The organism is Paenibacillus sp. PK3_47 (genome assembly GCF_023520895.1).
Taxonomy (GTDB): domain Bacteria; phylum Bacillota; class Bacilli; order Paenibacillales; family Paenibacillaceae; genus Paenibacillus_AQ.
Window position 1 is genome coordinate 2,055,816 of sequence record NZ_CP026029.1, and the last position, 17,287, is coordinate 2,073,102.

Annotated in this window: 28 protein-coding genes; 2 read left to right on the forward strand and 26 right to left on the reverse strand. The window is 46.8% G+C overall.

The features are described from left to right. Positions 1 to 10 precede the first annotated feature (10 nt). The 21 genes from rpsE to C2I18_RS09420 form a co-directional block, all read right to left on the reverse strand. A complete protein-coding gene (rpsE, locus tag C2I18_RS09320; protein WP_036652980.1) occupies positions 11 to 508 on the reverse strand; it encodes a 30S ribosomal protein S5 in 498 nt (165 codons plus the stop codon). A 27-nt stretch (positions 509 to 535) separates the two neighbouring features. Then, a complete protein-coding gene (gene rplR / locus C2I18_RS09325; RefSeq protein WP_249902058.1) occupies positions 536 to 904 on the reverse strand; it encodes a 50S ribosomal protein L18 in 369 nt (122 codons plus the stop codon). An 88-nt stretch (positions 905 to 992) separates the two neighbouring features. Next, positions 993 to 1,535: a 50S ribosomal protein L6 gene (rplF, locus tag C2I18_RS09330; protein ID WP_249900931.1), complete on the reverse strand. Its 543-nt coding sequence runs from the start codon at positions 1,533 to 1,535 to the stop codon at positions 993 to 995. Between the two features lie 30 nt (positions 1,536 to 1,565). Then, positions 1,566 to 1,964: a 30S ribosomal protein S8 gene (rpsH, locus tag C2I18_RS09335; RefSeq protein ID WP_249900932.1), complete on the reverse strand. Its 399-nt coding sequence runs from the start codon at positions 1,962 to 1,964 to the stop codon at positions 1,566 to 1,568. Between the two features lie 32 nt (positions 1,965 to 1,996). Beyond that, entirely contained in the window at positions 1,997 to 2,182 is a 186-nt protein-coding gene (locus tag C2I18_RS09340; RefSeq protein WP_036589425.1) for a type Z 30S ribosomal protein S14, read from the reverse strand. 45 nt (positions 2,183 to 2,227) lie between these two features. After that, entirely contained in the window at positions 2,228 to 2,770 is a 543-nt protein-coding gene (gene rplE / locus C2I18_RS09345) for a 50S ribosomal protein L5 (RefSeq protein WP_249900933.1), read from the reverse strand. Between the two features lie 30 nt (positions 2,771 to 2,800). Next, entirely contained in the window at positions 2,801 to 3,154 is a 354-nt protein-coding gene (rplX, locus tag C2I18_RS09350) for a 50S ribosomal protein L24 (protein WP_019908235.1), read from the reverse strand. Between the two features lie 59 nt (positions 3,155 to 3,213). Then, positions 3,214 to 3,582, reverse strand: coding sequence for a 50S ribosomal protein L14 (rplN, locus tag C2I18_RS09355; RefSeq protein ID WP_036680556.1), 369 nt, complete (start codon positions 3,580 to 3,582; stop codon positions 3,214 to 3,216). 38 nt (positions 3,583 to 3,620) lie between these two features. Further along, positions 3,621 to 3,887, reverse strand: a complete 267-nt coding sequence (gene rpsQ / locus C2I18_RS09360; protein WP_249900934.1) for a 30S ribosomal protein S17 — start codon at positions 3,885 to 3,887, stop codon at positions 3,621 to 3,623. A 43-nt stretch (positions 3,888 to 3,930) separates the two neighbouring features. After that, entirely contained in the window at positions 3,931 to 4,128 is a 198-nt protein-coding gene (gene rpmC, locus C2I18_RS09365) for a 50S ribosomal protein L29 (RefSeq protein ID WP_019908232.1), read from the reverse strand. Continuing rightward, positions 4,118 to 4,552 (reverse strand): 50S ribosomal protein L16, encoded by a 435-nt coding sequence (rplP, locus tag C2I18_RS09370; RefSeq protein ID WP_249900935.1) that lies wholly within the window; start codon positions 4,550 to 4,552, stop codon positions 4,118 to 4,120. The genes rpmC and rplP overlap by 11 nt, the downstream gene beginning before the upstream one ends. Before the next feature lie 2 nt (positions 4,553 to 4,554). Next, positions 4,555 to 5,220: a 30S ribosomal protein S3 gene (gene rpsC, locus C2I18_RS09375; RefSeq protein ID WP_019908229.1), complete on the reverse strand. Its 666-nt coding sequence runs from the start codon at positions 5,218 to 5,220 to the stop codon at positions 4,555 to 4,557. A gap of 13 nt (positions 5,221 to 5,233) precedes the next feature. Next, positions 5,234 to 5,566 (reverse strand): 50S ribosomal protein L22, encoded by a 333-nt coding sequence (rplV, locus tag C2I18_RS09380; protein WP_019908228.1) that lies wholly within the window; start codon positions 5,564 to 5,566, stop codon positions 5,234 to 5,236. Between the two features lie 33 nt (positions 5,567 to 5,599). After that, positions 5,600 to 5,878, reverse strand: coding sequence for a 30S ribosomal protein S19 (rpsS, locus tag C2I18_RS09385; RefSeq protein ID WP_019908227.1), 279 nt, complete (start codon positions 5,876 to 5,878; stop codon positions 5,600 to 5,602). Between the two features lie 77 nt (positions 5,879 to 5,955). Further along, the gene (gene rplB / locus C2I18_RS09390) at positions 5,956 to 6,786 is read right to left on the reverse strand and encodes a 50S ribosomal protein L2 (RefSeq protein ID WP_249900936.1); all 831 of its coding nucleotides are present in this window, start codon (positions 6,784 to 6,786) and stop codon (positions 5,956 to 5,958) included. Between the two features lie 27 nt (positions 6,787 to 6,813). Further along, positions 6,814 to 7,107, reverse strand: a complete 294-nt coding sequence (rplW, locus tag C2I18_RS09395; protein ID WP_068727663.1) for a 50S ribosomal protein L23 — start codon at positions 7,105 to 7,107, stop codon at positions 6,814 to 6,816. Beyond that, positions 7,107 to 7,730: a 50S ribosomal protein L4 gene (rplD, locus tag C2I18_RS09400; protein WP_249900937.1), complete on the reverse strand. Its 624-nt coding sequence runs from the start codon at positions 7,728 to 7,730 to the stop codon at positions 7,107 to 7,109. Before rplD ends, rplW begins: the two co-directional genes overlap by 1 nt. 25 nt (positions 7,731 to 7,755) lie before the next feature. Continuing rightward, complete coding sequence (rplC, locus tag C2I18_RS09405) at positions 7,756 to 8,379, reverse strand: 50S ribosomal protein L3 (protein WP_249900938.1); 624 nt, start codon at positions 8,377 to 8,379, stop codon at positions 7,756 to 7,758. A 41-nt stretch (positions 8,380 to 8,420) separates the two neighbouring features. After that, positions 8,421 to 8,729, reverse strand: coding sequence for a 30S ribosomal protein S10 (gene rpsJ, locus C2I18_RS09410; RefSeq protein WP_005544556.1), 309 nt, complete (start codon positions 8,727 to 8,729; stop codon positions 8,421 to 8,423). Between the two features lie 340 nt (positions 8,730 to 9,069). Further along, positions 9,070 to 10,395 carry a globin-coupled sensor protein gene (locus C2I18_RS09415; RefSeq protein WP_249900939.1) on the reverse strand — a complete coding sequence of 442 codons (1,326 nt, stop codon included), beginning with the start codon at positions 10,393 to 10,395 and terminating at the stop codon, positions 9,070 to 9,072. 239 nt (positions 10,396 to 10,634) lie between these two features. After that, complete coding sequence (locus tag C2I18_RS09420) at positions 10,635 to 11,264, reverse strand: Crp/Fnr family transcriptional regulator (RefSeq protein WP_249900940.1); 630 nt, start codon at positions 11,262 to 11,264, stop codon at positions 10,635 to 10,637. A 252-nt stretch (positions 11,265 to 11,516) separates the two neighbouring features. Between C2I18_RS09420 and C2I18_RS09425 the strand changes: the two genes are divergently transcribed. Both C2I18_RS09425 and C2I18_RS09430 read left to right on the forward strand, forming a co-directional pair. After that, positions 11,517 to 11,966 (forward strand): V4R domain-containing protein, encoded by a 450-nt coding sequence (locus tag C2I18_RS09425; RefSeq protein WP_249900941.1) that lies wholly within the window; start codon positions 11,517 to 11,519, stop codon positions 11,964 to 11,966. A gap of 44 nt (positions 11,967 to 12,010) precedes the next feature. Continuing rightward, positions 12,011 to 12,352 (forward strand): cupin domain-containing protein, encoded by a 342-nt coding sequence (locus C2I18_RS09430; RefSeq protein ID WP_249900942.1) that lies wholly within the window; start codon positions 12,011 to 12,013, stop codon positions 12,350 to 12,352. A 132-nt stretch (positions 12,353 to 12,484) separates the two neighbouring features. Here C2I18_RS09430 and tuf read toward each other — a convergent pair whose 3' ends face one another. The 5 genes from tuf to C2I18_RS09455 form a co-directional block, all read right to left on the reverse strand. Then, complete coding sequence (tuf, locus tag C2I18_RS09435) at positions 12,485 to 13,675, reverse strand: elongation factor Tu (protein WP_249900943.1); 1,191 nt, start codon at positions 13,673 to 13,675, stop codon at positions 12,485 to 12,487. Positions 13,676 to 13,781: 106 nt separating this feature from the next. Beyond that, a complete protein-coding gene (gene fusA, locus C2I18_RS09440) occupies positions 13,782 to 15,860 on the reverse strand; it encodes an elongation factor G (protein WP_249900944.1) in 2,079 nt (692 codons plus the stop codon). A 47-nt stretch (positions 15,861 to 15,907) separates the two neighbouring features. Continuing rightward, positions 15,908 to 16,378, reverse strand: a complete 471-nt coding sequence (rpsG, locus tag C2I18_RS09445) for a 30S ribosomal protein S7 (RefSeq protein ID WP_019908219.1) — start codon at positions 16,376 to 16,378, stop codon at positions 15,908 to 15,910. Between the two features lie 45 nt (positions 16,379 to 16,423). Next, positions 16,424 to 16,843, reverse strand: coding sequence for a 30S ribosomal protein S12 (gene rpsL / locus C2I18_RS09450; RefSeq protein ID WP_068727684.1), 420 nt, complete (start codon positions 16,841 to 16,843; stop codon positions 16,424 to 16,426). A 133-nt stretch (positions 16,844 to 16,976) separates the two neighbouring features. Beyond that, the gene (locus tag C2I18_RS09455; RefSeq protein WP_249900945.1) at positions 16,977 to 17,228 is read right to left on the reverse strand and encodes a ribosomal L7Ae/L30e/S12e/Gadd45 family protein; all 252 of its coding nucleotides are present in this window, start codon (positions 17,226 to 17,228) and stop codon (positions 16,977 to 16,979) included. Positions 17,229 to 17,287 lie beyond the last annotated feature (59 nt).

A 17,287-nucleotide genomic window follows, 5' to 3' on the forward strand; every position in this document is an offset into this window, starting at 1 on the left:
GTTCCCCTCCTTAACCGCGTAATTCTTCGACAGATTTGCCGCGAAGCTTCGCGACTTCTTCAATGCGTTTCAGACGGGAAAGTCCCTCCAAAGTTGCATTGACCATATTCATGGAATTCGAAGAACCCAAAGATTTTGTCAAGATGTCGCCAACGCCTGCCAATTCCAATACCGCACGAACAGGACCGCCGGCGATAACGCCAGTACCTTCCGATGCCGGCTTCAGCAGCACGCGTCCTGCGCCGAAGTGTCCAGTAACCAGATGGGGAATCGAAGTTCCTACGATTGGAATGTGAATCAGGTTTTTCTTGGCGTCTTCAATGCCTTTACGGATGGCATCCGGAACTTCGCCGGCTTTACCGATCCCTGCACCGACGTAGCCATTGCCATCGCCCACAACAACAAGTGCACTAAAGCTGAAACGGCGTCCGCCCTTTACAACTTTTGCTACACGGTTAATGTGAACAACTCTTTCTGTCAGCTCTAAACTGTTCGGATCTACACGCAAGTCGTTAACCTCCTTTTAAGAATTATTCTAGAATTCAAGACCAGCTTCGCGGGCTGCATCAGCCAATGCTTGAATCCGTCCATGGTACAAGTATCCACCGCGGTCAAATACGACCACTGCATAACCTTTAGCTTTAGCACGTTCAGCGATCAGTTGACCTACTTTGCCTGCAGCTTCAACGCTGCCGCCATTGCCGATAGTTGCGCTCAGCTCTTTATCAAGTGTGGAGGCAGATACGATAGTAACGCCTGTCACGTCGTCGATCAGTTGAGCATAGATGTGTTTCGAAGAACGGAACACGTTCAAACGTGGACGCTCAGTAGTACCTTGGATTTTTTTACGAACCCGCAGGTGTCTTTTGAGACGAGCCTTGTTTTTGTCCTCTTTTGTAATCATGACTTCCATTTCACTCCCTTCAGTTTGCTGCGTAGCAGCTTCACTTTACGATGCACGGGGTATCTTACTATGAAGAAGAGTAAGCCGATTATTTCTTCTTACCGGCTTTACCTTCCTTACGGATGATACGCTCGCCTTCATACTTGATACCTTTACCTTTATACGGTTCTGGTTCACGTACGGAACGGATTTTGGCAGCATAAGCGCCTACGCGTTCTTTGTCGATACCTCTAACGATGATCTTCGTGTTCGCAGGAACCTCGAACTCGATGCCCGCTTCCGGTGTAATTTCAACCGGGTGGGAGTAACCAACGTTCAGTACGATTTTATCTCCGGATTTGCTTGCACGATATCCGACCCCAACCAGCTCCAGAGATTTCGAGAAACCTTCAGTCACACCACTCACCATGTTGCTGACAACGGAGCGGGTTGTGCCGTGAAGTGAACGATGCAATTTGTTGTCCGACGGGCGAACAACTGTGATTTCGTTATTTTCAACTGTAACCTTCATGTCTTTATGAAGCTCACGAGTCAATGTGCCCTTAGGACCTTTTACTGTAATAACGGTGTTGTCCAAAGTAACATCTACACCGCTAGGTACTGCGATTGGTTTGCGACCAATACGAGACATGTGTTGCACCTCCTTATCTTGTGACGTTTATTACCAAACGTAGCAGACAACTTCTCCGCCGGATTTTGATTGACGAGCTTCTTTGTCGGTCATAACTCCCTTAGATGTGGAGATAATCGCGATTCCAAGGCCGCCGAGTACACGAGGCACTTCATTGCTCTTCGTGTAAACGCGAAGGCCTGGTTTACTGATTCTTTTCAGACCAGAGATAACGCGCTCTTGGTTAGGGCCGTATTTCAAGAAGATACGGATAATCCCTTGTTTGCTGTCTTCAACGAATTCCGCATCACGGATGAAACCTTCACGTTTCAGGATGTCCGCGATTTGTTTCTTCATAGTAGAAGCAGGCATTTCTACTGTCTCGTGACGCACAGTGTTGGCGTTACGAATACGAGTAAGCATATCTGCGATAGGATCAGACATAGTCATGTGTGTAAACCTCCTTCCCGTTTATAAACTTCTTACCAACTTGCTTTTTTCACGCCAGGGATCTGGCCTTTATAAGCTAATTCGCGGAAACAAATTCTGCAAATTTTGAACTTTTGCAGTACCGAATGTGGACGACCGCAACGCTCGCAACGTGTATATGCACGCACTTTGAACTTAGGCTCGCGTTGTTGTTTAACTTTCATCGAAGTCTTTGCCACTTAGACTGACACCTCCTAAACAGTTTCGGAGAAAATGGATCTCAATTACTTAGCGAAAGGCATTCCCAGCTGGTTCAGCAGCTCACGGGATTCCTCATCCGTCTTAGCCGTAGTTACGATAACGATATCCATACCGCGCACTTTATCCACTTTGTCATACTCGATTTCCGGGAAGATCAGTTGTTCTTTAAGACCAAGCGTGTAGTTACCACGGCCGTCAAAGGCTTTAGTGGATACACCGCGGAAGTCACGTACGCGTGGAAGCGTTACGTTGAACAATTTGTCCAGGAAGTAGTACATACGCTCGCCGCGCAGTGTTACTTTAACCCCGATCGGCATGTTCTCGCGCAGTTTGAAACCGGCGATGGATTTCTTAGCTTTAGTGATTACTGGTTTTTGACCAGCGATCAGCTGCATGTCGTTAACTGCTGCGTCAAGCACTTTGGAGTTTTGAACAGCGTCACCCACACCCATGTTGATGACAACTTTCTCAATCTTAGGTACTTGCATAACAGTTGTATAGTTGAACTTCTGCATCAGAGCAGGTGTAATTTCATTCAAATAACGTTCTTTCATTCTTGCTGCCATGAAGTTTTACCTCCTTTCTTCAAAACTGTATTAGTCGATAATCTCTCCGGATCTCTTTGCTACCCGAACCTTTTTACCGTTATCCAGTACTTTGTAACCGATACGGGTAACTTTACCGCTCTTCGGATCGATGTGCATTACGTTGGACACATGGATCGAAGCTTCCTGCTCGATGATTCCGCCTTGCGGATTCAGCTGGTTCGGCTTTTGGTGTTTTTTCACCATGTTCACGCCTTCTACCAGTACGCGGTTTTCGCGAGGATAAGCAGCGATGACACGGCCTTTTTTACCTTTGTCTTTCCCGCTGATCACAAGCACCACATCATCTTTTTTCACGTGCAGTTTATTGTTATGGGATTCCAGAACTTTTTTAACTCTAGGCATTTATTACACCTCCTATGACTAACCTTCTAAGAACTTCACGTTATCCTGTGGATAACTTATTAGATTACTTCCGGTGCCAAGGAAACGATCTTCATGTAGTCTTTATCGCGAAGTTCGCGAGCAACTGGTCCGAAGATACGGGTTCCGCGTGGGCTTCTGTCGTCTTTAACAACAACAGCTGCATTTTCGTCAAATGCGATGTAAGAACCGTCTTTACGTCGTACGGAACGCTTAGTGCGAACCACAACCGCTCTAACAACATCACCCTTTTTGACAACGCCGCCTGGTGTTGCTTGTTTTACGGAACAAACGATCAGGTCACCGATTGCTGCTGTACGGCGTCCAGTACCACCCAGTACGCGGATACACATCAGTTCCTTCGCACCAGAGTTGTCAGCCACATGCAAACGTGTAAATGGTTGAATCATTATTAATTTCCTCCTTCCGGAAAAACTCTCTGATTATCTTAGATGATAACCGCTTTTTCAACCACTTCAACCAGTCTCCAGCGTTTGTCTTTGGAGAGCGGACGAGTTTCCATGATTTTCACGGTGTCACCAATTTTAGCTACATTCTCTTCATCATGTGCCTTGAATTTCTTCGTGGACTTGATGCGTTTGTGGTACAGGTGATGCTTTTTATAAGTTTCAACAGCAATTACGATGGTTTTATCCATTTTGTCGCTGACCACTTTACCGATTTGCACTTTACGTGCATTACGTTCTTCGCTCATAGTTAGCCTCCTTCCTGATTACGGATCAATTATCCGCCCTCACTTAACTAATGCCAAGTACTCTTTGATGGATTACGGTTTTAGCACGAGCTATTTCCTTACGCACATCACGAATCCGAGTCGGGTTATCCAGTTGGCCGGTTGCCAATTGAAAACGGAGATTGAAAAGTTCTTCTTTGAATCCAGCGATCTTTTGTTCAATCTCGGCAGTGGTTAAGTTGCGAAGTTCATTAGCTTTCATTTGCTTCACCACCCAATTCTTCACGTTTCACAAACTTAGTTTTTACTGGCAGCTTGTGAGAAGCAAGACGCATCGCTTCACGAGCAATCTCTTCCGACACGCCTCCGAGTTCGAACATAATCTTGCCCGGTTTTACTACAGCTACCCATTTCTCAACGTTACCTTTACCACTACCCATACGAACCTCAAGAGGCTTTTGAGTAATAGGCTTATCAGGGAAAATCTTGATCCATACTTTACCGCCACGTTTGATGTAACGTGTCATCGCGATACGAGCAGCCTCGATCTGACGGTTAGTGATCCAAGATGGTTCCAGAGCTTGCAGGCCGAATTCGCCGAAGTTCAGCTCAGTACCGCCTTTTGCCATACCCTTCATGTGACCGCGTTGTTGCTTACGGTGTTTTACGCGTTTTGGTACCAACATGATTAGTTGCCTCCTTCCTGAGCAGCTTGTTTCTTAGCTGGGGGAAGAACTTCTCCACGGTAGATCCATACTTTTACGCCGATACGGCCGTAAGTTGTATGTGCTTCAGCCGTTCCGTAGTCGATATCGGCACGAAGCGTATGAAGTGGAACTGTTCCTTCGCTATAACCTTCTGAACGGGCAATCTCAGCGCCGCCAAGACGTCCGCCAACTTGAGTTTTGATTCCTTTTGCGCCGGAACGCATAGTTCTTTGAATCGCTTGTTTCAGTGCACGACGGAACGATACACGACGCTCCAGTTGTTGTGCAATGCTTTCAGCAACAAGAATAGCATCCAGTTCAGGGTGCTTAATTTCGTTGATGTTGATGTGAACCTTTTTGCCGCCGGCGATAGTTGTAACTGCGCTGCGAAGTACTTCTACTTCTGCTCCGCCTTTACCAATTACCATACCTGGCTTAGCAGTGTGAATAGTAACGTTCACTCGGCTTGCCGCTCTTTCGATCTCAATGCGGGAAACAGAGGAGTCTTTCAACTTACCTTTAAGGTATTCCCGGATTTTGACGTCTTCCATTAAAAGAGTACCGAAATCTTTGCCTGCATACCATTTAGATTCCCAATCGCGAATAATACCGATCCGGAGTCCGACTGGATTTACCTTTTGACCCACGTGTTATCCCTCCTTATTTCTCAGATACCACCAAAGTGATGTGGCTGGTACGTTTATTGATCCGACTTGCACGGCCCATGGCGCGCGGACGGAAACGTTTCATAGTAGGACCTTGGTTAACGAAAACTTCGCTAACGAACAAACTGTTCACGTCCATGGAGTAGTTGTGCTCAGCATTGGCAATCGCCGAGTTAAGCAGCTTTTCAACTACCGGAGAAGCGGACTTTGGAGTGTGGCGAAGAATTGCAATTGCTTCCCCCACTTGCTTGCCGCGAATCAAGTCAACAACCAGTTTCGCTTTGCGAGCAGAAATCCGCACCGATCTAGCATGTGCTTTTGCTTCCATTTATTTTCCCTCCTCTCGAACGAAGACCTGTAATTATCTTCTTGTTTTCTTATCGTCACCCGCGTGGCCTTTGTAAGTACGTGTTGGCGCGAACTCGCCCAACTTGTGACCTACCATATCTTCCGTTACGTATACTGGCACGTGTTTGCGGCCATCGTATACACCAAACGTATGTCCGATAAACTGAGGGAAAATTGTGGAGCGACGGGACCAGGTTTTTACAACGACTTTCTTATCTGCCGCGTTCAATTCCTCAACTTTTTTCAGCAGGTAGCCATCAATGAACGGCCCCTTCTTTAAACTGCGACCCATGTATGAATCCTCCCTTCATCCGGTTCTTCAAACCGCGAATCGACGCTTCGCGTTAAGCTGACTTATAGAGAAGCGTCTTATTTAGTGCGGCGGCGAATGATATATTTATCAGAAGCCTTGTTTTTCTTACGCGTTTTGTAACCAAGGGTTGGTTTGCCCCATGGAGACATAGGCGATTTACGTCCGATTGGAGCGCGGCCTTCACCACCACCGTGTGGGTGATCGTTAGGGTTCATTACTACCCCGCGAACTTCAGGACGTTGGCCGAGCCAGCGACTGCGTCCGGCTTTACCGATTTTGATCAACTCGTGATCTTCGTTACCTACGGAACCGATTGTTGCACGGCATACGCTAAGAATTCTGCGAACTTCACCGGAGTTCAAACGAACGGATACGTATTTATCTTCTTTACCAAGAAGTTGAGCTTCTGTACCAGCAGCGCGAACCAATTGTCCGCCTTTACCTGGTTTCAACTCGATGTTGTGGATAACAGTACCTACTGGAATGTTAACCAATGGAAGTGCGTTACCAATTTTGATGTCGGCATTCGGGCCGGACTCAACTTTATCCCCAACTTTAAGGCCTTTAGGAGCGATGATGTAACGTTTCTCTCCATCAGCATAGTGGATCAAAGCAATATTGGAAGTACGGTTCGGGTCATACTCGATTGTAGCAACGCTACCTGGTATGCCGTCTTTAGTCCGCTTGAAGTCGATGATACGGTATTTACGTTTGTGTCCGCCGCCATGGTGACGAACCGTAATTTTACCTTGGTTGTTACGGCCCGCTTTTTTGCTCAGCGGCGCAAGCAACGATTTCTCAGGCTGGTTTGTTGTGATTTCTTCAAACGTAGACACGGACATAGCGCGTCTTGCCGGAGAGGTCGGTTTGTACTTTTTGATTGGCACTGTAGTTCCCTCCTTACTTTAAGAGTATTATTCTACCGCTTCAAAGAATTCGAGCGGCTTGCTGTCCGGGCTAAGTTTCACGATGGCTTTTTTCCACTCTGGAGTGTATCCGGAGTATTTGCCATAACGCTTCAGCTTACCAGGTACGCGCATTGTGTTCACACTTACTACTTTAACTTTGAAAATAGCCTCGACGGCTTTTTTGATTTCGGTCTTGTTAGCACGAATATCCACTTCAAAAGCATACTTCAATTCGCTCATGTAGTCGGAAGTGCGTTCCGTAATCACCGGACGTTTGATAATATCACGAGGATCTTTCATTACGCGAACACCTCCTCTACCTTCAGAACTGCTTCCTTGGTGATGATCAGTTTGTCGTACGTCAGTACGTCAAGAACATTGATGCCGTCAGCCGCTACAAATTTCACCCCAGGGATGTTGCGAGCGGAAAGTGCCACATTGTCGTCATAGCCAGGAGCTACGATCAGAGCTTTGCTGTCCACTTTCAGGTTGTTCAGAATTGCAGCGAATTCTTTGGTCTTCGGTGCATTCAGTGTCAGGCTATCCAATACGATAATGTCGTTCCCGATAACTTTCGAGGACAATGCGGATTTGATGGCCAGACGGCGAACCTTCTTAGGCAGTTTCCAGGAATAGCTGCGTGGAGTTGGTCCGAAGACTACGCCGCCGCCTTTCCATTGTGGAGAACGGATGGAGCCTTGACGAGCGCGACCTGTACCTTTTTGTTTCCAAGGCTTACGTCCGCCGCCACGAACTTCAGAACGTCCTTTTACTTTGTGAGTGCCACGACGAAGGGAAGCTCTTTGCATAAGCGCAGCTTCGTGCAGTACATGCACATTCGGCTCAATACCGAATACTGTTTCGCTCAGTTCAACTTCGCCAACTTCGTTACCACTGATATTAAAAAGTGTTACTTTTGGCATTTCATGTTCCTCCTTTCTTCAGTAATTATTTCTTAACGGTTTGTTTAACTTTCACGAAGCTGTTCTTAGGGCCTGGGATAGCGCCTTTAACCAGCAGTACGTTGCGTTCTGCATCCACGCGGATGATTTCAAGCTTTTGAACCGTTACGGTCGTGTGACCCATATGTCCTGGCAGGCGTTTGCCCTTAGGAACACGGTTAGCTTGGATCGAACCCATGGAACCTGGTCTTCTGTGGTAACGGGAGCCGTGCGCCATTGGTCCGCGGCTTTGTCCCCAACGTTTGATAACACCTTGGAAACCTTTACCCTTGGTTGTACCTGTTACGTCAACAAATTCGCCTTCTGCGAAAATGTCAGCCTTCAGTTCTTGTCCAACCTCGAGGGACCCGAGGTCAACACCGCGAATTTCGCGAACGTAGCGCTTAGGTGTTGCATTTGCCTTTTTGGCGTGACCCTGTTCAGGCTTGTTGGAGCGGTTTTCCTTCTTATCGGAAAAGCCCAACTGCACTGCTTCATATCCGTCGATATTCAGGTCTTTCTTTTGCAGTACCACACAAGGGCCAGCTTCGATAACTGTAACCGCGATTACGTTACCTTCTGGAGTAAACACTTGAGTCATACCGAGTTTTTTTCCCAAGATACCTTTCATGTTGACACCTCTTTTCTTTTCCTAAATTACTGGTAATGGAATTACAGTTTGATTTCGATATCTACACCGGACGGCAGGTCCAAGCGCATCAAGGCATCCACAGTTTGTGGTGTCGGATTCACAATGTCGATCAGACGCTTGTGAGTACGCATTTCAAACTGTTCACGGGAATCCTTGTACTTGTGTACCGCACGTAGAATAGTAATGATTTGCTTTTCAGTTGGCAGCGGGATCGGCCCGGATACACCTGCACCCGAACGTTTTGCTGTTTCAACGATCTTCTCTGCGGATTGATCAAGAATTCTGTGGTCGTATGCTTTCAAGCGGATACGAATTTTTTGCTTTGCCATTTTAGTCCCTCCTTCTATCGCCCAATTTATTATCGGACATACTCCGTGAAAATTTTCCGACATCGACCTCATGGCAAAGGGGCCGGGTGTGTCAGTAACCTCTCACATCATCGCAACGTCTCAGAACAACATTTATTATTATATATAATAGGCAGATACTTTGCAAGCGAATTTCAAAAACAATGCATATTTTTTTCAAAATATATTTGTTCATGTGTTTCAACCTGTCTTATCTTACAGTATCCATAAAAAAAACACCATCCCTTAATTGAACAGTGCCGGTTTTGCAGCTTGCCGAGTCTTTTCTTTCTATATAAATGCCGTTACTTCAATGGCTCATTCACAGGCTTTCTGTCGCAGTTTTAAAATACTCCGCCGAAGCAGCCGTCTGTGCGGTTGTGGAACCAATGCCTTCTATGGTCTGGATCAGTGTCCGGATCTCTTCTTCAACCGTTACAATCTCTTTGGTGCTCGTGTACATCGAATCCACGATATCCTTAAACAATTGGCTCGTCTGCAGCGACTGCTGCCGGCCGCTGGTGGTCAGTTCCTGTACCTTGCGGATCTCTTCCACCACCTGGCTCGATAAAAGGCCCGATTTACGGGTTAGTTCACCAATACGGATTACCGTTGTCTTGGTGTCCTCAGCAAGGCGGCTGACCTCTTGGGCCACTACACTGAATCCCCTGCCATGCTCTCCGGCTCTTGCGGCTTCTATAGTAGCATTAAGTGATAGAATCTTGGTCTGGTCTGCAATCTCCTGGATAGCAGCTACAATTTTATTGATCTGCAGCGAAGAGCTGTTAAGCTCGTTTACTGATCGCTCCATCTCATGGGTGCTTTCGTAGATCAGGTTAATCCGGCCTGACAGGTTATCCAGCTGCTCTTGCCCCTCCTGAGCCATCCCTTGTGACTCCAGTGCTGAAGATGCGGTGCGCTGAAAGGTATCGTTCACTTCGTTGCTGCTGGCTACCAGCTGTTCTACAGCGGCGTTAGTATCCATACTTAGATCTATCAGTTCTCCGCTAAATTCTGCGATTTTCTGTTTGAGTTCATTTTTCACAATAAGGTACTGTTCTTCCTTCTCCCGGATATTCTCCTTCTCATAGGCTTCCAGCACCAGCTGCTGCTCAAGATTAAGCAGTTTGGTAATCGTCTGGACAACGCGCAATGTTACATTCTCTTTTAGAGACTGCCTGTACACCGCTGTAATAAATACATTCTGCAGATTTTGAAAAGCGGATAAATACCACTTAGGCTCAAGGCCGATTCTTTTATGGATTTTCGCGATATTAAGGCGTTTGGCTATGTACTGCTCATCTACATTTCCGTCGAATATTTCTATAATGTGCTGTTTCAGAGTTTTCTTTAACCGTTCAATGCTGCTGTGCTCAAGAATGATTGCTTCCAGCTTGTTTACTCCAAGCACTGTACTGTAAAACTGGTCGGTGATAGCATCGATATCCCTGACTACAACCGGCTTCAACAAGCGCAACAAGCTCAAGTCTTCCTCGGTCAGATCAATCATTTGCATCTGTTCATTCAGCTCTTCATGCCCTTCGAGGGTGTGATAATTTACTGTGGCTGCGGGGGCAAGACTTCTGCTGTCCTTAGAGTGAGCTTCGGGAGTTTCCTTACTGGTACTGCGCGCTGCCAAATGGTGCATAAAAGAAAAAGGACAATTACCCATACTTCCACTCTCCCTGAATTCCTAAAAATTAACATTGTTATACGAAATCATTCTAACCTACAAACGTGATAAATGTAAAGAATTTTAAGTAGTTTTTTGTAGAATTTTGTTGAATACAGCTCTTTATACAGCATTTCGTGTCGATTTATGTCGTATACAACAAAAAAGAAGATCCACAAACGCATCAAGGCGTTCGGCTCTTCTCCTATTATTCCTTATTTGCTGATCTCGGCCATTTGATAGAGTGCCTGTATATCCAGTACCTCCACCGTCCGCTTTCGCATCTCAATAATATGCAGCGATTCCAGCTTGTTAAGCTTCCGGCTGAGTGTTTCTGCGGTTGTGCCGATCATTGCTGCGAACTCCTTTTTAGCTGCCGGCAACTCTATGCTCATCTCCAAGGACTGCGGAATTAATCCGCTCTGCTTGCGTGAAAGTAATTGAACCAGCAGTCTCGCCAGACGTTTCTCCACCTCAAAAATGTGCATTGCACCAGCCAGCTCTTCCGCCTGCTGCAGCTGCTCACTCATCGACATCAGAAAGCTGAAGGCAAGCGCCGAATTGCGCTCTACTAAGGGAAGAAAATCCTTGCGGTGCAGCCTGCATACATCACTGCCTTCTATTACTTCGGCCTTCACATGATTCTGTTTATTGTGCAGCAGTGCAAACTGTCCGAAATAATCACCCGGAAAAAGAAACCGCAGCGTATGCTGCTTCCCTTCCTTATTGGTTTGTGTCAGCTTGATCAGTCCGCTTTTCACCACAAAAAGCGACTCCGATGGCTCACCTTCCCTGAACACCACACTACCTTTGGCATAGTAATTTGATTCTATTATAGATTCCACGAGTTCTATCTCATTAGCAGCGAGGCTCTGGAATACAGGCACCCCGGACACACAAGAATGCGAGTTGCAGGCAGCACACTTCATTGTAATCACTATCCTTCCTACCGGTCTGACTTCACCATACCAAGGATTGCTCCTCTACCCCGTGATCGCCCTCACAACTTGCTTAAAAACTTGATCTGGATCAAGGAATATCTTTTCATCAACCCTCATAATGGGCTTATAGAGAGATTCAAAGGAGATGAGACATCTATGCTGCAATACACTTATGAAGATATGAAACAGATGGACCGGACACACCTCGGCAATATGGTTCCGCTGGAGCTGTTCAGAACGATCCGGCTGATCGGCTTGAATCAGGGGCTTCCCCTTGGCGGCAAAGGAACTACACTTACAGTCGGCCGCAAAATAGGTGAAAGTCTGCCGGTTCAATCAATAGAAGAACTGCTGCAGCTGTTCGAAGAGCTGAAGATAGGCATTCCCCGCATCCTCAGCGCTGATGAGAGAAAAATAAACATCGCCGTTGAAGACTGCTTCTGCAAAGGACTGCCGTCACTTGAAGAGGAGAAAATGATCTGTGATCTGGAAGGTGCGATTCTGGAGGGCGCATTAACCAGGATCATGGGGCGGAGGGTTTCTGTAAAAGAAGTAAAATGCAATGCCACCGGCCATGAGCACTGTGAGTACGAAGTTAAGCTATAAGCCTTGGTTAACAAAAATAATATAAGAAAGCAGAGTGATTTATTATGGAACTGAAAACCGTTACTGAAGCCATTCAATACCAGGAGGACCGCTTTACTAAAAAAATTCTGTTCAAACAAGGCGACAGTGTTGCCTTTGTACTGAATTTCATGCCTGGCCAGCAGCTGCCGGTTCACAAACATCCTGGTTCCGATGTATATCTCTTAGCACTTAAAGGGAGCGGCACTGTATATGTAGATGAAGTGGAGCATATATTTGCAGAAGGTGATGTCCTCTATATCGGGGGAGAAGAAAGCTTTGCTTACCTGAACAGTGGTTCCTTGCCTGCCAGTCTGCACGTAGTCATTGCTAAAGTCCCGGGTCCGGCTTATACGCAGGAAATATAATAACTGTTCCGGGATGCTCAGACTCTGAACCTGAATCAGGATTAGAGTCTTTTTGTTATATAAAAAACAGGGGCTCTTCGTTAGAAGAACCCCTGCTCTTATATTCGTTCTATCCTAACGGATAGTGCCGAATTATTTAGTGATTGTAGCTACGCTACCTGCGCCAACTGTACGTCCGCCTTCGCGAATGGAGAATTTAGTACCTTCTTCAATAGCGATTGGGGAGATCAGTTGTACAGTTACAGTGATGTTATCACCAGGCATAACCATTTCAGTACCTTCTGGCAGGTTGATGATACCAGTTACGTCAGTTGTACGGAAGTAGAACTGTGGACGGTATCCTGTGAAGAAAGGCTTGTGACGGCCACCTTCTTCTTTTGTCAGAACGTAGATTTGAGCGGAGAACTCAGTGTGTGGCTTAACGGAGTTCGGCTTAGCAATTACTTGGCCGCGCTCGATGTTGTTGCGGTCAACACCACGCAGAAGTGCGCCGATGTTGTCGCCAGCTTGAGCGGAATCCAGCAATTTACGGAACATTTCTACGCCCGTTACTACGGATTTCTTAGTTTCTTCGTGAATACCAACGATTTCGATTTCTTCGCCGACTTTAACTGTTCCGCGTTCTACGCGGCCAGTTGCCACGGTACCGCGGCCAGTGATGGAGAATACGTCCTCGACAGGCATCAAGAAAGGCTTGTCAGTTGCACGTTCTGGAAGAGGGATGTAAGTGTCGATAGTTTCGAACATTTCAACGATCTTGTTAGCCCACTCACCTTCAGGGTTTTGCAGAGCTTCACGAGCGGATCCACGAACGATTGGAGTGTCATCGCCTGGGAAGTCGTATTCGCTAAGCAGATCGCGAACTTCCATTTCAACCAATTCCAACAACTCTTCGTCTTCAACCATGTCGCATTTGTTCAGGAATACAACGATGTATGGAACGCCTACTTGACGGGACAGCAGGATGTGCTCGCGAGTTTGCGGCATTGGGCCGTCAGCTGCGGATACAACCAGGATTGCTCCGTCCATTTGCGCTGCGCCAGTGATCATGTTTTTAACATAGTCGGCGTGACCAGGGCAGTCTACGTGTGCGTAGTGACGGTTAGGAGTTTCATATTCAACGTGAGCTGTGGAGATAGTGATACCGCGCTCGCGCTCTTCTGGAGCTTTGTCAATTTGATCGAATGCTACAGCAGCACCGCCGTATTTTTTGGACAATACAATAGTGATTGCTGCAGTAAGAGTCGTTTTACCATGATCGACGTGACCAATAGTACCGATGTTAACGTGCGGTTTGTTACGTTCAAACTTTGCCTTTGCCATTTGAACAGTTCCTCCTTAATGTGGGGTTCCTTTATATTTGAGCCGCCCGTCTGCTTGTAATTCTGAGATGACTGAAATGTATTCGGACGGCAAGTTAAAAACTGGACTACTCAGCGCCTTTGTTCTTGGCTACGATTTCTTCTGCAATAGTTCTAGGCACTTCTTCGTAGTGCGAAAGTTCCATGGAGAATACGCCGCGTCCTTGAGTACCGGAACGGAGTGTTGTGGAGTATCCGAACATTTCGGAAAGAGGCACCTTAGCACGGATAATTTGCGCTCCACCACGGGAATCCATACCTTCGATCCGACCGCGACGGGAGTTCAGCATACCCATTACATCACCCATATATTCCTCAGGAACAGTTACTTCCACTTTCATGATTGGCTCAAGCAGGACAGGCTTACACTTGTCTTTAGCTGCTTTGAGTGCCATCGAGCCGGCGATTTTGAACGCCATTTCGTTGGAGTCAACATCATGATAAGAACCATCAACGATGGTTGCCTTAACGTCTACAAGCGGGAAGCCTGCGAGAACGCCGTTTTTCATTTGCTCTTCAATACCGGCAAGTGCAGGAGCGATGTATTCTCTTGGTACAGAACCACCGACAACTTTACTTTCGAATTGGCTGCCAGTACCTGGCTCGAGAGGTTCGAATTCAACCCATACGTGACCGTACTGACCGCGACCGCCGGATTGGCGAACGAATTTACCTTCAACACGTGCTGGCGCTTTGAAAGTTTCACGGTAAGCAACCTGCGGTTTACCCACATTGGTTTCTACTTTGAACTCACGGCGCATACGGTCGATGATAATATCAAGGTGAAGCTCACCCATACCTGCCAGGATGGTTTGGCCAGTTTCTTCATCGGTGTGTGCACGAAGAGTTGGATCTTCTTCGGTCAGCTTGCCGAGAGCAACGCCCATTTTATCTTGGTCAGCTTTGGTTTTTGGTTCAACTGCGATTTCGATAACCGGATCAGGGAAGTTCATGGATTCCAGGATAACCGGGTGTTTCTCGTCGCAGAGTGTGTCGCCCGTACTTGTGTCCTTCAGACCAACGGCTGCCGCAATATCACCGGCGTAAACGACGGAGATTTCTTGACGGCTGTTCGCGTGCATCTGCAGGATACGGCCGATACGCTCACGTTTGCCCTTAGTAGCGTTAACTACGTAAGAACCGGATTCCAGGATACCGGAGTATACACGGAAGAACGTGAGTTTACCAACATAAGGGTCAGTCATGATTTTAAATGCCAGTGCGGAGAATGGTTCTTCGTCCGAAGAGTGACGAACCGCTTCCGAACCGTCTTCCAGGTGACCTTGGATAGCAGGTACATCTACTGGAGATGGCAGGTAATCAACAACTGCGTCCAGCATCAGCTGAACCCCTTTGTTACGGTAGGAAGATCCACAAATTACAGGGAAGATTTTAACTTCTACTACGCCTTTGCGCAGAGCAGCTTTAATTTCCGGAATTGTGATTTCTTCGCCTTCGAGGTATTTCATTGTCAGATCTTCATCAAGTTCTGCAACTTTTTCGATGAGTTCTGTACGAAGTTCCTCAACTTTTGCCAAAAACTCTTCTGGAATATCAGTTACTTCGATATTTTGTCCCAGATCATCTTTGAACATATGTGCTTTTTGCTCAACAATGTCGATAATACCAGTGAAATCATTTTCCGCACCAATTGGCAGTTGAATAGCAACCGCATTGGCCTGAAGACGATCACGCATACTGTCGATAACGTTAAGGTAATCCGCACCGATGATATCCATTTTGTTAACATAAGCAATCCGTGGAACGCCGTAACGGTCAGCCTGTCTCCATACAGTTTCAGACTGAGGCTCAACGCCCTCTTTCGCACTAAAAACGCCTACTGCCCCATCCAATACACGAAGGGAACGTTCTACTTCAACAGTGAAGTCAACGTGTCCCGGGGTATCGATGATATTGATGCGGTGACCCTTCCACGCAGCGGTTGTAGCAGCGGAAGTAATGGTGATTCCGCGCTCTTGTTCTTGCTCCATCCAGTCCATTGTAGCAGCACCTTCGTGAACTTCACCGATCTTGTGCGTACGGCCTGTGTAGAAAAGAATCCGCTCCGTAGTAGTGGTCTTACCAGCATCAATATGCGCCATGATCCCGATATTACGTGTATTTTTTAAGGAGAACTCTCTTGCCATGAAATGGGTCTCCCTTCAAAATATAAGTTAGTTGAACTGCTATGATCCTACCAGCGGTAGTGAGCAAACGCTTTGTTCGCTTCAGCCATTTTGTGCGTGTCTTCGCGTTTCTTAACGGAAGCGCCTGTGTTGTTGGAAGCGTCGATGATCTCAGCCGCCAAACGCTCTTCCATAGTCTTCTCACCGCGGTTGCGTGAGTAGTTCACGAGCCAACGTAATCCCAAAGCAGTACGTCTTTCAGGTTTTACCTCGATAGGTACTTGGTAGTTAGCACCGCCGACACGACGAGCTTTTACTTCCAAAACCGGCATGATATTCTTGATGGCAGCTTCGAAAACTTCCATCGGTTCTTTACCTGTGCGTTCTTGGATCAACTTGAACGAATTGTACAGAATGCTTTGAGCGACACCTCTCTTACCATCCAGCATAATGCGGTTGATCAAACGAGTAACCAACTTGCTATTATACAATGGATCTGGCAGTACGTCTCTCTTAGTAACTGGACCTTTGCGTGGCATGGATATCCCCCTTTCTTAAATGCTTATTACAGCATAATGCTTATCTTATTTCTTCACTTTAGGACGTTTCGCACCGTACTTGGAGCGAGCTTGCATCCGGTTGTTCACGCCTGCAGTATCCAGTGCGCCGCGAACGATATGGTAACGAACCCCTGGAAGGTCTTTAACCCGTCCTCCGCGAATAAGTACCACGCTGTGCTCTTGCAGGTTGTGTCCGATTCCCGGGATGTAAGCTGTAACCTCAACTTTATTCGTCAAACGCACACGGGCGTATTTACGAAGTGCAGAGTTTGGTTTCTTAGGTGTCATTGTGCCTACACGAGTACATACACCGCGTTTTTGCGGGGCGCTCAAGTTTGTAGCCTCACGCTTGAGGGCGTTGAACCCTTTTTGAAGAGCGGGAGATTTGGACTTTTCGATTTTGGCTTGACGGCCTTTACGAACCAGTTGATTAATAGTTGGCATGTTGTGCCACCCCCTTCCTGAAATAGTAATCCATTTACGAACTTAAGTCCACAGACCCAGGTGGTTCATAAAAAGACAAATGAAAAGTCTTTGCCGCCGAAGTGTACCCCCGGTACAAAAACAGTTCTTCACGCTATTCTTTTAAGACGGCTGCCATAGCAGCACCAACTTCTATACCGCAGGCTTTGCCCAAATTCAGCATTGTGTCCACATATGTGACCTTCACACCTTGTTTGTTACAAAGCATTACAATTCTTGAAGTAAGCCGTTGATCTCCGTCCTCTGCCACATAGACTTCTGCGGCTTGGCCCAACTCCACCGCCTTGACGGTTTGCTTGGTACCGATCTTGACCTGAGCATCCTGCAATCCTCTATCATCAGTCATGATAAATCATTACCTCCAATGAACAAGAATACAAGGCTGCTCACGCACCTTAGCCATAT

Excerpts from the sequence above, each read along its gene's own strand:
- rplR (WP_249902058.1), bottom strand. The coding sequence starts at position 904 with ATGATTACAAAAGAGGACAAAAACAAGGCTCGTCTCAAAAGACACCTG.
- rplF (WP_249900931.1), bottom strand. The coding sequence starts at position 1,535 with ATGTCTCGTATTGGTCGCAAACCAATCGCAGTACCTAGCGGTGTAGAT.
- rpsH (WP_249900932.1), bottom strand. The coding sequence starts at position 1,964 with ATGACTATGTCTGATCCTATCGCAGATATGCTTACTCGTATTCGTAAC.
- rplE (WP_249900933.1), bottom strand. The coding sequence starts at position 2,770 with ATGGCAGCAAGAATGAAAGAACGTTATTTGAATGAAATTACACCTGCT.
- rplX (WP_019908235.1), bottom strand. The coding sequence starts at position 3,154 with ATGCCTAGAGTTAAAAAAGTTCTGGAATCCCATAACAATAAACTGCAC.
- rplN (WP_036680556.1), bottom strand. The coding sequence starts at position 3,582 with ATGATTCAACCATTTACACGTTTGCATGTGGCTGACAACTCTGGTGCG.
- rpsQ (WP_249900934.1), bottom strand. The coding sequence starts at position 3,887 with ATGAGCGAAGAACGTAATGCACGTAAAGTGCAAATCGGTAAAGTGGTC.
- rpmC (WP_019908232.1), bottom strand. The coding sequence starts at position 4,128 with ATGAAAGCTAATGAACTTCGCAACTTAACCACTGCCGAGATTGAACAA.
- rplP (WP_249900935.1), bottom strand. The coding sequence starts at position 4,552 with ATGTTGGTACCAAAACGCGTAAAACACCGTAAGCAACAACGCGGTCAC.
- rplV (WP_019908228.1), bottom strand. The coding sequence starts at position 5,566 with ATGGAAGCAAAAGCACATGCTAGATCGGTGCGGATTTCTGCTCGCAAA.
- rpsS (WP_019908227.1), bottom strand. The coding sequence starts at position 5,878 with ATGGGTCGCAGTTTAAAGAAGGGGCCGTTCATTGATGGCTACCTGCTG.
- rplW (WP_068727663.1), bottom strand. The coding sequence starts at position 7,107 with ATGAAAGATCCTCGTGATATTATCAAACGTCCGGTGATTACGGAACGC.
- rplD (WP_249900937.1), bottom strand. The coding sequence starts at position 7,730 with ATGCCAAAAGTAACACTTTTTAATATCAGTGGTAACGAAGTTGGCGAA.
- rplC (WP_249900938.1), bottom strand. The coding sequence starts at position 8,379 with ATGAAAGGTATCTTGGGAAAAAAACTCGGTATGACTCAAGTGTTTACT.
- rpsJ (WP_005544556.1), bottom strand. The coding sequence starts at position 8,729 with ATGGCAAAGCAAAAAATTCGTATCCGCTTGAAAGCATACGACCACAGA.
- C2I18_RS09415 (WP_249900939.1), bottom strand. The coding sequence starts at position 10,395 with ATGCACCATTTGGCAGCGCGCAGTACCAGTAAGGAAACTCCCGAAGCT.
- C2I18_RS09425 (WP_249900941.1), top strand. The coding sequence starts at position 11,517 with ATGCTGCAATACACTTATGAAGATATGAAACAGATGGACCGGACACAC.
- C2I18_RS09430 (WP_249900942.1), top strand. The coding sequence starts at position 12,011 with ATGGAACTGAAAACCGTTACTGAAGCCATTCAATACCAGGAGGACCGC.
- tuf (WP_249900943.1), bottom strand. The coding sequence starts at position 13,675 with ATGGCAAAGGCAAAGTTTGAACGTAACAAACCGCACGTTAACATCGGT.
- fusA (WP_249900944.1), bottom strand. The coding sequence starts at position 15,860 with ATGGCAAGAGAGTTCTCCTTAAAAAATACACGTAATATCGGGATCATG.
- rpsG (WP_019908219.1), bottom strand. The coding sequence starts at position 16,378 with ATGCCACGCAAAGGTCCAGTTACTAAGAGAGACGTACTGCCAGATCCA.
- rpsL (WP_068727684.1), bottom strand. The coding sequence starts at position 16,843 with ATGCCAACTATTAATCAACTGGTTCGTAAAGGCCGTCAAGCCAAAATC.
- C2I18_RS09455 (WP_249900945.1), bottom strand. The coding sequence starts at position 17,228 with ATGACTGATGATAGAGGATTGCAGGATGCTCAGGTCAAGATCGGTACC.